Genomic DNA, 12,874 nt, shown 5'->3' with positions numbered 1-12,874 from the left:
CCCACCGGCGCGACACAAAAAGGAAGGCCCGGCCTGCATCCAGTGGCAGGTCGGGCCCTTCCTCGGCAAACGAAAAGATCAGCGGGCACTGGCAGTCACCGGCTGCGCGTGACCGCGTGATCCGCGCACGATGGCCCATACCACGGCCGCCACCACGATCACGGGCAGGCACACGGGCAACAGGGCAAGCGCCACGATGGGCGCTACGATCAACAGCGCGATGCCACCGAAAAAAGCACCGAGTAGCGCGCCGACCACACTGAAAAGACCGCCGATCAAGGTGAAGATGAGCTTGAACACCAGGCCTATCGCCACCGCACCCAGCCAGATTCCCAACACCACCATCAAGAGCACGCTCATTGCAATCATGACGCTTCTCCTCCCGGCATCGCCGGCGACCATGCGCATCGACGTTTTGAGGCGATCGATGCCGTTTTCAAGGCCTTCTTGAGTAGCATCGTGCGCTTTTGCGGTGCCTCGCGCATGTCGCGAAAGTCATGCCGGCCCGCTCCTATTCCGTCCCCTCGGGTTACGGGACTTTAACGACCCACATGCTCCACTGCGCGCCGGTTTCCATCGAGTAACATCGCATGGCCAAACACATGCAACACCTCAAGGCGCTGCGTGAGATCGCGTTTGACTATGGTGTGGGCGAGCATCCCGATCTAGCCACCATGTCCCGGGAGCTGAGCCGCGCGGTTTATCAGAACAGGCACGCGCTGGACGCGGATCTCGCCGATCTGCGCTTGCGCGACAAGGGCTTCGAGCGCTGGATCGTCGCGCAACGCAGCAAGCCGGACATCAGCGTCCTGGTCATGGCATGGCCGGCAAACTACAGCTCGCCCATCCATGACCACGACGGGCTGTGGGGCCTGGAGATGGCCCTGCATGGTGCCCTGGAAGTGGAGTCATGGGACCGCGATGAAAACGGCAAGGTCCTGCGAATGACCGGCCGCGACTGGCTGGGCCCCGGGGACGTCAGCTGGTTCGACGCCGACGACCGCTACGCACACCGCTGCCGCAACCTCTCCCGGCAGGAAACGGCACTGACGCTTCACGTCTACGGTGGCGATCTGGCACAGTACTTCACATACCAAGAAGCCGGCGAAGCCGGCCAGTGGACCAAGAGCCCGCAGCGCAGCAGCATCGCTGGTCGCCTGTACGCCTGAGCCACGCAGGTTCCAAACGCTTTGATTTAAGGGAGTGGCATGTATCGACGGGTCGCCATCATCGGCGGCGGTGCTGCAGCGGCAGCGCTGCTGAGCGAGCTGCTGGAACGCCAGCTGCCGCAGCCGTTGCATCTGGACTGGTACACCGGCGGCGCGAATTCGCCGCGCGGTGTCGCGTATGGCACGCGGTCCGACAAGCATCTGCTGAATGTTCGTGCCGCCTCCATGAGCATGTTTGCCGCCAGGCCGCACGGGTTCCTCGATTTCGCCCAGCGCGGCGACAGCACCATCGCCGGCACGGATTTCCTGCCGCGTCGCCTCTATGGCGACTATCTGGAGGCGGAAGTCGAACGCGCGCTCGAACGCGCCCGCGCGGCCGGCCACGACGTACGCGTACTGCCATTCGCGGTGGATGCCATCGTGCCGGAGAGCGCCGGCGTCACCGTAGTCCACGGTGAGGAAAACACACGCGTCGATGCCGCCGTGCTGGCCATCGGTTCGCTACCGCCCCTGCCCTTGGGCGGCGTCGCCGATGCGGCTCTCGCCAGCGGCGGGTACGTCACCGAACCCTGGGGGTTCCTCGCCCAGGCCAAGCCGGATACGCGCCCGCTCAAAGTCGTGCTGATCGGGTTGGGTCTGACTGCGGTCGACGTACTGCTGGAATTGTCGGTGCTATGGCCCAACGCCAGCTTCGAAGCCATTTCACGCCACGGCCTGTTGCCGGAACCGCATCTGCACCAAGCCTCCGCGCCGGCCGATGACGGCAGCGAGCTGATCGAATCCATGCGCGAGGCGCCTTACATCCGCAACTGGATTCGCCTGCTGCGCGAATCTGTCGCACAGAGCGCCGACTGGCGCACGGTGATCGACAGCCTGCGCCCGCATACACCGTCGCTCTGGGCGATGCTTCCCGAAGTGGAACGCTCGCGCTTCCTGCGGCATGCGCGCTGGGCGTGGGAACGCGTGCGCCATCGCATGCCGCCGCAAGTGATGGCATCCATGGCGGCACTCGAAGGCGCCGGCCGTTTGCACCGCCGCCGTGGCCGCCTGCAGGCCGTGGACGTGGCGGGCGACAAGCTGCATCTGGACATCCGCTTGCCACACGGCAAGGGCGTGGAGACGATGGACGCTGACCTGGTGATCCAGACGGTGGGCCTGAATACCGACGTGCGCCGCACACAGCACGCCTTGGTTCGCCAGCTATCGACCAACGGCCATGTAACGGCCGACCCGCTGGGCCTCGGCGTGGTCGCCACTACCGAAGGCCGCGTAAAGCACGGCACGCAAACGTGGCAGCACTTCTATGCCATCGGCACCCTGCTCCGTGGCGCATTGTGGGAATCGACGGCCATGCCGGAAATCCGGCAACAGGCACGCAACCTCGCGGATCGCCTGATGAAGAGCGAGTAAGGAAAAGGGAGCGCCAGGCGCTCCCTTTTTCATGTAGGCCATTCATCACCAAGCCGAACGTCGTTGTCGCGGGTTCTGTCATCGCCACCCTCTACGTCTTGCTTGACTTGAAAGTACGGCGACGCTTGGGCGAACTCACCCTCCACGCAGCCGTAGAACCAGATGTAACGTGGACTCTTTCTGGATGTTGTAATCACTCACCGCCCTGCCATCTTCAAGCTGCTTACCGGCGAAGATAAGTCGCTGTTGATCAGGGGGAATGCCTTCCTTGTCTTGAATCAAAGCCTTGAGGTTTTCGATCGAATCGGACGGCTGGACCTCGATGGTAATCGTCTTACCCGTGAGGGTTTTGATGAACAACTGCATCGCCATGACAGACGGCGCAAAGGTCATGAAACCGCAGGCAAGAAAAACGAGAAGTCCCATGCTTAAACGGCTTTTTCGTGTAGAAGTGTTCATGGATATTTTCCCTATGTGTTGGTGCGCTTCGTCGCCGATCGATCGCGATCTGGGACATTTGCGCATGGCGCTTAGGTCATCCGCGTATTCATTGATGGCGCGCACGTCCAGCTACTGGGCTAGCGTCAGTCCGCTGGGATCGCTACCCAGCGCGCCTTGATTGGCATTACCAAAATCGCTGAGCGTTTGAACCTGGTACGTCGACGGATTCACTGTCAGCAAAGCGCCATTTCCTTCGGGACCGCCATCCGCATCAGTTACACCAAGCAATCCCGACGACGACAACCAAGTAATGCCGTTCGGTGCGATGGCGGTTTGCGCAGTCGAGCCCGTGCCAAAATCGGTGAGCAGGGTTCGAAAACCGTTCGTTGGATTCACCTGCACCACGGCGCCACCACCACCCGAACTCAGTTCCTGCACCAGCACATAGATGGCACCTGACGGACTGATCGTCACGCTCATCGGCGTGGACTCAGGGTTCGTGTCGACCCAACCTTGAGCGCTGTTGCCAAAATCGCTCAATACATTGCGTGTGCCCGTGCCCGGGTCGACCGTAAACAGCTCACCTTGACCATTCGTGCCGGCGCTGCCATCCGCCACCAAAATGGTGCTGCCCAATAATCCGAGGAGCCCGGGCCAATACACCATGCTATCGGGATAGACGCCTTGATTCGTGCCAACGCCAAAATCCGTCAGCAGCGCGCGACTGCCTGAACTGTTCACCGAAAAGATTGCACCCTGGCCATTCGTTCCGGCCATTGGATCGACCACCAGGATCTGCGCAGTCAATCCCAACAAACCCGGCACGACCAATACGCCGGATGGATCCTGCCCAACATCACCCTGCACGCTGTTGCCGAAATCACTAAGTTGGGCTCGATAGCCCGTCACCGGATCGACTTCGAAAAGTGCACCTTGTCCGTTCGTTCCCGCGCTGCTGTCGGTGACGATGGCCTCGGCCGAACCGAGCAGCCCAAGCAAGCCCGCTGGCATCCAACCCACGCCACTGGGATCGACACCCGTATCCCCTTGTGCGCTACTCCCGAAATCGCTGAACAACGTTCGGTTGCCGCTGCTTTGATCAACGATAAATAGCGCACCTTGTTGATTGGTGCCTGCGCTTTGATCGACTGCGAGTAGATTGCCTGTAGCAATCGACGCCGCAGCCGCAACGCCGATGCATCCGACTGATAGCGCCAAAACCATTAGCTTACGTTTCATGATTGTCCCCCGCTTGTGGATGGGCCATACATGTGCGTTTGAATGGCACACGCGTACCTGACGAAGGCGCGATGGCGCCTGCGTACCTCGCTTTTCAACAAGAGAAAACCACCAACAAAACCGCCGTTACCCCAGCCGACGCCGGGCTACGGTGACTTCCTTGCATGCCACGACGCTGTATTCCAGCATTCGCTGGAAAGATGATTTGAGCTTGCCCCCGATGTTGTTAGCGACGCTTAATCGCTCAATGCGGCCGTCATGCACAGCAAGGCGCACCGATCCATCGAATTGCCGATACCTCTTCTGCTTATCCGCGTACTACAACGCTGCAGAACGATGACTATGCCTAAGACGGTGCCAACTGTCGGCACCCAGAAATGCCAGATCGCTTTCGTCGCTGAACCCGGATTTCCGGGTCGCGAAGCTAGCGCATGCACAGTTATCGCCTTGTGATCGACGCATGCATCGCCATTCACGGGCACGATGCACCCACAGCGACTGCACATAGACATCGCCCCATTTGCCGTCGCCCGCAGCAAGCGATTGTTGCCAACGGAGCTGTGTTGTTGTGGTGTAAGACCGATGGAACCGCCGTCTGCCGGCGGTTCGCAAACGGCGAGGGTTCTCTCACTCACGCCACAAGCACGGTGGCGATCACCATGCCGACGCTGCGCAACTGTTATAGCTGGCACGCATAAGAATCAGCCTTGGTGCTGCACGCTGACGCTATAGCCCGTCGCCAGTTGATCCGCCTTTTGGGTTTGATCGCGGCAATGCGAGGCTCTGGCGATTCACCATCCGCTCAACACGACTTTCCCAATCGTGCTTGCACTCTCCACTTGCGCATGCGCGCGTCGCAGGTTGGCCGCGCCGATGGTGCCGAGGTTGTCACGCAGCGTCGTACGTAGCACGCCCGCGTCGACCAGATCAGCCGCCTCATTGAGCAGTTGGTGCTGGGCTTGCATGTCCTCTGTGTGAAACAGCGAACGGGTGTACATGAACTCCCAGTGCAACGACAGGCTCTTTTGCTTGAGCAGACGGATATCCAGCGGTGTCGCCGGGTCGTCGATCAAGGCAAGTTTGCCCTGGGGCTTGAGCAGTTCAACCAGCGCGGCATAGTGCTGCTCGGTATGCGTAAGGCTGAGTACGTAGTCCACGCCCTGCGGTGCGACTGCCTTGACCGCGGCTACCAGATCACCGTGATGATTGACTACGTGATGCGCGCCCATGTCCGTCGCCCATGCCTGCGTGTCCGCACGCGAGGCCGTGGCGACGACGGTGAAATTGGTCAGGCGGCGAATCAATTGGATAGCCATCGATCCCACACCGCCGGCACCGCCAACGACGAGAATCACGCCACTACGTGGCGTGCTGCCGCGCGGCACACCCAGGCGATCGAACAGCATCTCCCACGCGGTGATGGTAGTGAGCGGCAAGGCGGCGGCCTGCGCAAAGTCGAGCGTGGAGGGCTTGCGCCCCACGATGCGTTCGTCGACCAATTGAAATTGGGCGTTACTGCCGGAGCGGTCGATGGCGCCCGCGTAGTACACGTCGTCACCGGGCTTGAACAACGTGACGTCGGCGCCCACAGCCACCACGGTACCCGCTGCGTCCCACCCCAGCACCTTGTCGGTGCCTGCGGGATCGACGCGCTGCCGTATCTTGGTATCCACGGGATTGACCGACACGGCCTCAACCCGCACCAACAGGTCGCGTCCCTGCGGCGCGGGCTGCGGAAGCTCGACGTCGATAAGGCTCTGCGCATCGGTAATGGGCAGCATCTGCTGGTAGGCAACGGCTTTCATGCAAGGTTCCTCAAGCAAAAGGGGATAACTTAGGGATGCTCTGATCTATTCAACGCGGGTGGCATGATGCCCAGAACGCTCGCAGGCTGTGGGGCGTGACGCGGCCCAGGCTGGTTGCCTGGGCAAGTTGCGCACCGCAGCCTGCGGGCGTTCTGGACATCACCCGCAGGGCCGGCCCTGTTTGCCTGCCACTGCGCGCCGCACTGTCTCGACAGGCCACCAGCCTGCCTTCACCAGTGCGGCGCGCAGTGGCAGGCAAACAGAACCGGTGACACCCACGTCGAATAGACCAGAGCATCCCTAGATGATTCTGCGCCGACGAAAGTCGTCAAACAGTCGCGTGAACATCGCCTTGGTTTCGACATGTTCGTGGAAGCCGAAGCGACGCGCCTTGGAGCCGTCGCCGAACATGTCGTAATCCCACGAGAATACGAAGTCCGCGAAACGCCAGGACGATACCTCGGACCAGTCGTGTGGTGCCAAGCCTTGGCGTTCGCCCATCGCTCGCCACAGGGGCGCTTTGTCCGCCATCACGGTGTCCAGCGATAGCGGCAGGGACGGCGCTACTTCTAGACCAAAATAGTCCGCGATGAAGGGCCACATCTCGTTCCAGCGAAACAGGTCGCCATTGGTGATGTTGAACGCCTGGTTGGCGCAACGCGGCTCGGTGGCTGCCCACACGGTGGCACGCGCGAGCAGGCCGGCGTCGGTCATTTCGAGCAGACGGTCGTAAGCGCCCGGCTTGCCTGGGAAGCGCAGCGGCAGGCCGAGTTCTTTGCTGATCGATGCGTAGACGGCAATCGCCAGCGCCAGGTTCATCGGATTGCCTAGCGCGAATCCACCGACCACGGCAGGGCGGATGGCCGACCAGTTCCACGCACTGCCCTGCTGGCGCGCTTCGAGAAAACGTTGCTGGTCGTGCATGAATTCCGGCGGCATAAAGGCCGCGTCGGTTTCTCGCGCGGGCGTCTTGAACGGTCCAAGGTGACCGCCGTAGACCTTGTAGCCCTGCATCAGGCTGATGTGTTGCAGGTTCTTGGCCACGGGTTCGATGGCGTCGACCACGTTCACCAGCATGGCGAGATTCGGCGGCACCAGTTCCGCCCAGGTGGGGCGATCCTGGTAGGCGGTGTAGAACACGTGCGTGACGTCGGAAAGCGCGCTGAGTTTCTTTCGCGTGTCGTCGGCATCGAGAAGATCGACGGCGATGTGGCGCACGCGGCCCTGACTTGTACCGTCGCGGCGCGAGAGGCCGATCACCTGCCAATCGTCCAATGTCGACAGGTGATCAATCAAGTTACGGCCGATCACGCCCTGCGCGCCGACGACGAGGGCTACCTTGTGCTGCGATGTCATGACGTTCCTTCGTTCAATGGAGCAAGTGCAGGAATCAGGCGCACGCGACTACGGTGGCGCCGCGACGACGTTCGAGTGCGGCGCTGATCAACGTGACCAACAGGCCGAGCAAAGCCACCACCGCACCCGCGATGCTCACCGAAGGCAGGCCAAGGTTCATGCCGATCATCGAGCCACCGATGAACGCGCCGATGGCGTTGCCCAGGTTGAAGGCGGCGATATTGAGCGTGGAGGCGAGATGCGGGCCCTCACTCGCCTGCTGCACCACACGCATCTGCAACGGCGGCACGGTGGCGAAAGCCGCAATGCCCCAAACGAACACGGTGACGATGGCGGCGATGGTGTTGTGCATGGTCCACGCGAAGGCAAACATGATCACTGCCAGCAGCACCAGCACGCTGGCCAGTGACGGCATCAAACGCCAGTCCGCCAGGCGGCCGCCCAGCATGTTGCCGATGGTGGTACCCACGCCGAACAGGATCAGCACCCAACCGGTAGCGCCCACGCTGACATGCGATACCTGCTGCAGGATCGGCGCGATGTAAGTGAACACGGTGAACACGCCACCGAAACCCAGCACCGTCATCAGCAGCGCCAACAGCACCTGCGGCTGTCGCAGCACGCGGAGCTCGCGCTTCATGTGTGGCGACGGCAGATCCGGCAAGGCCGGCACCAAACGCCATACCGCAATGGCCGCCACGATGCCCAGGCCGGTCACGGCGGCAAAGGTGGAGCGCCAGCCAGCCCACTGACCAAGGAAGGTGCCGAACGGCACGCCCAGTACGTTGGCCAGGGTCAGGCCGGTGAACATCAGCGCGATGGCGCGGGCTGCCTGCCCACGCGGCACGACGTGCGAGGCCACCACCGCACCGATACCGAAGAACGAGCCATGACAGAACGCGGCCACCACGCGAGCCACCATCAGCACGCCGTAGTTAGGCGCCACGGCGCACAGGGCGTTGCCCAGGATAAACAGGCCGAGCAGGAGCAACAGCGCGTTGCGCCGCTCCATGCGCGCGGTGAGGGCCGCCAGCAGCGGCGCACCCGCCGCCACGCCCAGCGCGTAGCCGGACACCAGCAGGCCGGCGGAGGGAATGCTGACGTGCAGGTCCGATGCCACCTCGGGCAACAGGCCCATGATCACGAATTCGGTGGTGCCGATGGCAAAAGCCGCCACGGACAGGGCCAGCAAGGCCAGCCGGGACGGGTCAGACGCCGAGGCGCCGGACGTTGGAAGGGAATCTTGTGCGTTCATGGGAGGGATCCCTGACGGAAACGGCCGCCACTTTGCGCCTTGTCGTTTCTTGTGAGAATTGAGCAAACTAGAGAGGCATCTTTTCCCGTAAGTTAAAGATCTCCTCTTTTCAGGGTCTGGGATTCCATGGTCGATTTCGACGACATGCGCCTGTTTGTCCGCGCCGTCACCGAAGGCAGCCTGTCGGCGGCCGGCCGGGAGCTGGGCCTATCGCCAGCGGCCGCCAGCAAGCGGCTGACCCGCTTGGAGACCACGCTGGGCGTGCGGCTGCTGCAGCGCAGTTCGCGCCGGCTGGTACTTACGGAAGAGGGCACCATCTATTTCGAGCGGTGCCAGGCCATCATCGCTGACGTGGACGATGCCAATTCGGCGGTCGGTTTGCGCCAGTTGGAGGTGCGGGGGCAGTTGCACATCTCCGCATCGGTGGATATGGGTCGGCAATACATCGGCCCCATTGCCGCGGATTTCGCCGGGCAGCACCCGCAGCTTCACCTGCGCCTGACCAATTCCGACACCATGCTCGACCTGTTCGAGTACGGGGTGGATGTGGCCGTGCGTGGCGGCAGCATGGCCGACTCGCGGCTGGTGTCGCGCCTGCTGACCAGCAACTTCCGCGTGCTCTGCGCCTCACCGGACTATCTGGAACGCCACGGACACCCCGACAGCGTGGAGGCCCTGCGGCACCACCGCTGCCTGATGCTGCACCGCCCCGGCCACAGCGTGTTGCCCTGGATCATGCAGACGCCCGAGGGGCCTCGCCCCCTGCGCGTGGATGCCGCGATCACCTGCGACAACGGCGACCTGATGCGCACGCTGGCACTCGCCGGCCACGGCATCGCCTTCAAGTCCGCCTGGGATATTGCCGAGGACGTGCGCGCAGGCCGACTGGTACCGCTCAAGAGCGAGGTAATCTTGCCGGACGCCCACATCTACGCCATCTACCCAAGCCGCGCCTACCTGCCTGCACGCATCCGCCTGTTCGTGGATCATCTGCAACAGGAACTCAAAGCGCGCGAGCAAGATGTGCTCGATACCGTACGCGCAGCCATGCGTTGAGGACATAGACCTTGCTGACCACCATTGTCGGTGCCCTGCTGCTTACCTTGCACATCGCCGGCGTGCTGGCCGCGATGCATGCAGTGATGAATACGCGCACGCCACAAGGCGCGTTTGCCTGGGCGCTGGGCTTGGTGCTTCTGCCCTACATCACGTTGGTGCCATACCTATATCTCGGGCGCAGCCGTTTCCACGGCTACGTGGATCTGCACCGTGCGCGACGCGGCCAGATCCAGGCCCTCGCCGACGAGCAACTCGCGAGCGACGACGCTCCGCCCGTGGTCACCGAGCGCTACGGCGAAATCGCGCGCATGCTCGGCGCACGCTTCCACGAGGGCCAGCGCCTGCGCCTACTGGTGAATGGCGACGCCACGTTTGAGGCCATCCTCAGCGCTATCAGCGGTGCGCAGCGGTGTGTGCTGGTGCAGTTTTTCATCATCCACGACGACATGCTCGGCAAGCGCATGCAGCAGGTGTTGATCGACCGCGTGCGTGCCGGCGTAGACGTTTGTGTGCTGTACGACGGCATCGGCAGCCACGCGCTGCCTCATGCGTACGTGGAAACGCTGCGCGAAGCGGGCGTGAGTATTCATCCGTTCGCGACGCAGCGGCGCAGCAATCGCTTCCAGCTGAACTTCCGCAATCACCGAAAAATTGTCGTGGTCGACGGTATGCGTGGTTACGTCGGTGGGCTCAACGTAGGCGACGAGTATCTTGGCCTCAAGCCGCCGCTAGCTCCGTGGCGCGACACACACCTGGAGATCGAAGGCCCTGCGGTGGCGGATCTGCAACGCAGTTTTGCGGAAGACTGGCACTGGGTAACGGGTGCCCTGCCCCCACTGCTCAAGCCGCTGCTGGGCGAAGGCACGGCACATACGTTGATTGCCGCCACGGGGCCGGCGGATCGCCAGGAAACCTGCTCGCTGTTCTTCGTTGCGCTGATCCACGCGGCACGTCGCCGCCTGTGGATTACCACGCCTTATTTCGTGCCTGACCACGCCGTGATGTCGGCGCTGCGGCTGGCGGTGTTCCGTGGCGTGGATGTCCGTGTGCTCATTCCGTCGCGACCGGACCATCACACGGTGTTCCTCGCCTCGACGTTGTACGCGCACGACGCCATCCGTGCGGGCATCCGCGTGTTCCGCTATCAGCCCGGTTTCATCCACGAAAAGGTACTGCTGGTGGACGACGATACGGCCTCGGTCGGCAGCATGAATCTCGACAACCGTTCGTTCCGTCTGAACTTTGAGATCGGCGCACTCAACGTGGACCGCGATTTCGCCACCCAGGTGGAAGCGATGCTGGGCAACGATTTTGCGCATGCCCATGAAGTCACCGAAGCGGAGTACGAGAAGGCGCCGTATCTGCGGCGGCTAGCGATGCATGTCGCCCGCTTGTTCGATCCGGTGCTCTGACGCCTGCCAGTTTCCTTGATCAGCCCTCGGCCTTGGTGCCGTAGACCACGAACAGGCCGCCCGTCAGCAACGCCGCGGCCAGCGACATGGCCGCCGCCACCACGAACATCGGTGCATAGCGCCCGCCGGAAGCAATCCAGCCGCCCAGCGGGCCAGTGACACCCAGCGCTACGTCGATGAACACGGAATACGCGGCGAGCGCTGCGCCGCGATTGCTCGCACTCACGCGCTCCACCGCCACCACGCCCAGCGCGGGAAAGATCAACGAGAAGCCGACGCCGCTCAACGCGGCACCCAGCATCGCCACACCGGCATGGTTGGCCGTGGCCAGCACGACCAAGCCGACACACTCCACCAGCAGGGACACCAGCGCTGTGCGATAACCGCCGAAGTGCGCAATGGTCCAGCCCAGCACCAGACGCACACCGACGAAACACACACCGAAAATGCTGAGCGTCGGCGCAGCGCCGGACCATCCCTCGCTCGCGTAGTACAAGGTGATGAAGGTGGCGATGACGCCGAAACCGACCGAGCCCAGCGCAAGCCCCATGCCGTACGGGGCAACGCGGCCGAACACATGATGCATCGGCATACGCTCGCCAGCTTCGCTTCGCACCGCGGGGCGACGCCATGCCAGCATTAGGCCGACCACCATTAGCACCAGGCTCGCCACGCCGATGCTGGCGAAACCCAGCGCACCGGTCAGCACCACGCCCAACGGCGCGCCCACCGCCAGCGCACCGTAGGTGGCAATGCCATTCCAGGAGATGACCTTGGCCGTGTGCTGGGCGCCGACGCTCCGGATGCCCCACATGATGCAACCCGTGGCCACGCAGCTTTCGCCCATGCCGAGTGCAAGACGGGCCACCAGCATCACTGCAACCGACGCCACCGGCCAGCCGCGCAACAGGGCCGCGACAATCATCAGCACGCCGCTGGCGGCGCATGCCGTCAGGCCGATCAACGCGGCACGCTTGGGACCGGCCGTATCCGAGGTGCGCCCGGCGAAGCCGCGGCTGAGCAGCGTGGCCACGTACTGGGTGCTGATGACCAACCCTGCCAGCACTGCGCCAAAACCAAGATCGTTATGCACGAACGGCGGCAGCACCGCCAGTTGCATGCCGATCACCAGGTACGCCAGGAACGTGAAAAGGACGATCTGGACAATGCGCAGGGTCAGCGGCGATCCGCTGGCGCCGGGTTCAACGTGAGCATTCATGGGTACTACTTTGGGACAAGAAAAAAATAGCCGCGATGGGCGTCGACCGCGTCACTCGGACTGGCGCCGCCGGCGGCTGGCCACCAGCCAGCCCAGGTAGACGCCAATGCATACGCCGATGAACTCGGCCACCACACGGCCGCCAAGGTTGTCCGGGTCGTGTACTTCGGCCAGGCGCACGCGCAGCAGTTGCAGCGACTGCACGCGCCCGTAATTGAAATAGACGAGGTTCCACAAATCGTTGCCGCTAGCCAGCACCATGGCGATCAGGGTGGCCCAGCCGATCTCGACAGCTTGGCTCCATCCCTGGGTACGCCCAAACAGGTGCAGCACGGTGTAGACCAGCAAGGCGATGACCAGCGCGATGGCGCCGGCCTCCAGCGAGCCGACGTACCCGTACCCCATCCAGGATTGATCGAAGAACATGCCCCTGTTTCCCATCGGCTGCCGTGGGATCAATTATGCCTGCGACGGCCGCCTGACCGCGCAATTGGCGAGGTCACTTTAGA

12 protein-coding genes are annotated in these 12,874 nt (G+C 62.9%); 4 read left to right on the top strand and 8 right to left on the bottom strand.

Going from position 1 to position 12,874, the window contains the following annotated elements; translation table 11 throughout:
• Positions 1–78: 78 nt before the first annotated feature.
• On the bottom strand, positions 79–369 hold the full coding sequence (locus DyAD56_RS06615; protein ID WP_102301958.1) for a hypothetical protein: 291 nt from the start codon (positions 367–369) through the stop codon (positions 79–81).
• 221 nt (positions 370–590) lie between these two features.
• Between DyAD56_RS06615 and DyAD56_RS06610 the strand changes: the two genes are divergently transcribed.
• Positions 591–1,169, top strand: coding sequence for a cysteine dioxygenase family protein (locus DyAD56_RS06610; protein WP_102301957.1), 579 nt, complete (start codon positions 591–593; stop codon positions 1,167–1,169).
• A 39-nt stretch (positions 1,170–1,208) separates the two neighbouring features.
• On the top strand, positions 1,209–2,579 hold the full coding sequence (locus DyAD56_RS06605; RefSeq protein WP_102301956.1) for an FAD/NAD(P)-binding protein: 1,371 nt from the start codon (positions 1,209–1,211) through the stop codon (positions 2,577–2,579).
• Between the two features lie 135 nt (positions 2,580–2,714).
• Here the strand turns inward: DyAD56_RS06605 and DyAD56_RS06600 are convergent, their stop codons facing one another.
• The 5 genes from DyAD56_RS06600 to DyAD56_RS06580 form a co-directional block, all read right to left on the bottom strand.
• Positions 2,715–3,038, bottom strand: a complete 324-nt coding sequence (locus DyAD56_RS06600) for a ubiquitin family protein (RefSeq protein ID WP_199178905.1) — start codon at positions 3,036–3,038, stop codon at positions 2,715–2,717.
• Between the two features lie 111 nt (positions 3,039–3,149).
• Positions 3,150–4,259 carry a hypothetical protein gene (locus DyAD56_RS06595; RefSeq protein WP_146010451.1) on the bottom strand — a complete coding sequence of 370 codons (1,110 nt, stop codon included), beginning with the start codon at positions 4,257–4,259 and terminating at the stop codon, positions 3,150–3,152.
• A 791-nt stretch (positions 4,260–5,050) separates the two neighbouring features.
• Positions 5,051–6,064, bottom strand: coding sequence for a zinc-binding alcohol dehydrogenase family protein (locus DyAD56_RS06590; RefSeq protein ID WP_102301954.1), 1,014 nt, complete (start codon positions 6,062–6,064; stop codon positions 5,051–5,053).
• A gap of 300 nt (positions 6,065–6,364) precedes the next feature.
• On the bottom strand, positions 6,365–7,420 hold the full coding sequence (locus tag DyAD56_RS06585; RefSeq protein ID WP_102301953.1) for an SDR family oxidoreductase: 1,056 nt from the start codon (positions 7,418–7,420) through the stop codon (positions 6,365–6,367).
• 34 nt (positions 7,421–7,454) lie between these two features.
• Positions 7,455–8,675: an MFS transporter gene (locus DyAD56_RS06580; RefSeq protein WP_102301952.1), complete on the bottom strand. Its 1,221-nt coding sequence runs from the start codon at positions 8,673–8,675 to the stop codon at positions 7,455–7,457.
• Positions 8,676–8,801: 126 nt separating this feature from the next.
• Between DyAD56_RS06580 and DyAD56_RS06575 the strand changes: the two genes are divergently transcribed.
• Together DyAD56_RS06575 and cls are read left to right on the top strand one after the other, a co-directional pair.
• A complete protein-coding gene (locus tag DyAD56_RS06575; protein ID WP_102301951.1) occupies positions 8,802–9,731 on the top strand; it encodes a LysR family transcriptional regulator in 930 nt (309 codons plus the stop codon).
• A gap of 11 nt (positions 9,732–9,742) precedes the next feature.
• Entirely contained in the window at positions 9,743–11,146 is a 1,404-nt protein-coding gene (gene cls, locus DyAD56_RS06570; RefSeq protein WP_102301950.1) for a cardiolipin synthase, read from the top strand.
• 19 nt (positions 11,147–11,165) lie between these two features.
• On the opposite strand, the gene DyAD56_RS06565 is transcribed toward cls, so the two are convergent.
• Both DyAD56_RS06565 and DyAD56_RS06560 read right to left on the bottom strand, forming a co-directional pair.
• Positions 11,166–12,365 (bottom strand): MFS transporter, encoded by a 1,200-nt coding sequence (locus DyAD56_RS06565; RefSeq protein ID WP_102301949.1) that lies wholly within the window; start codon positions 12,363–12,365, stop codon positions 11,166–11,168.
• A gap of 51 nt (positions 12,366–12,416) precedes the next feature.
• Positions 12,417–12,791 (bottom strand): hypothetical protein, encoded by a 375-nt coding sequence (locus DyAD56_RS06560; protein WP_102301948.1) that lies wholly within the window; start codon positions 12,789–12,791, stop codon positions 12,417–12,419.
• Positions 12,792–12,874 lie beyond the last annotated feature (83 nt).

This window comes from Dyella sp. AD56 (assembly GCF_002878475.1).
Classification (GTDB): Bacteria; Pseudomonadota; Gammaproteobacteria; order Xanthomonadales; family Rhodanobacteraceae; genus Dyella.
Note: the sequence above shows the minus strand (reverse complement) of the source record. Positions and strands in the feature narration are given on the sequence as shown.

Bases quoted from the DNA above. Each gene is read 5' to 3' on its own strand.
- DyAD56_RS06615 (WP_102301958.1), bottom strand. From the start codon at position 369: ATGATTGCAATGAGCGTGCTCTTGATGGTGGTGTTGGGAATCTGGCTG.
- DyAD56_RS06610 (WP_102301957.1), top strand. From the start codon at position 591: ATGGCCAAACACATGCAACACCTCAAGGCGCTGCGTGAGATCGCGTTT.
- DyAD56_RS06605 (WP_102301956.1), top strand. From the start codon at position 1,209: ATGTATCGACGGGTCGCCATCATCGGCGGCGGTGCTGCAGCGGCAGCG.
- DyAD56_RS06600 (WP_199178905.1), bottom strand. From the start codon at position 3,038: ATGAACACTTCTACACGAAAAAGCCGTTTAAGCATGGGACTTCTCGTT.
- DyAD56_RS06595 (WP_146010451.1), bottom strand. From the start codon at position 4,259: ATGAAACGTAAGCTAATGGTTTTGGCGCTATCAGTCGGATGCATCGGC.
- DyAD56_RS06590 (WP_102301954.1), bottom strand. From the start codon at position 6,064: ATGAAAGCCGTTGCCTACCAGCAGATGCTGCCCATTACCGATGCGCAG.
- DyAD56_RS06585 (WP_102301953.1), bottom strand. From the start codon at position 7,420: ATGACATCGCAGCACAAGGTAGCCCTCGTCGTCGGCGCGCAGGGCGTG.
- DyAD56_RS06580 (WP_102301952.1), bottom strand. From the start codon at position 8,675: ATGAACGCACAAGATTCCCTTCCAACGTCCGGCGCCTCGGCGTCTGAC.
- DyAD56_RS06575 (WP_102301951.1), top strand. From the start codon at position 8,802: ATGGTCGATTTCGACGACATGCGCCTGTTTGTCCGCGCCGTCACCGAA.
- DyAD56_RS06565 (WP_102301949.1), bottom strand. From the start codon at position 12,365: ATGAATGCTCACGTTGAACCCGGCGCCAGCGGATCGCCGCTGACCCTG.
- DyAD56_RS06560 (WP_102301948.1), bottom strand. From the start codon at position 12,791: ATGTTCTTCGATCAATCCTGGATGGGGTACGGGTACGTCGGCTCGCTG.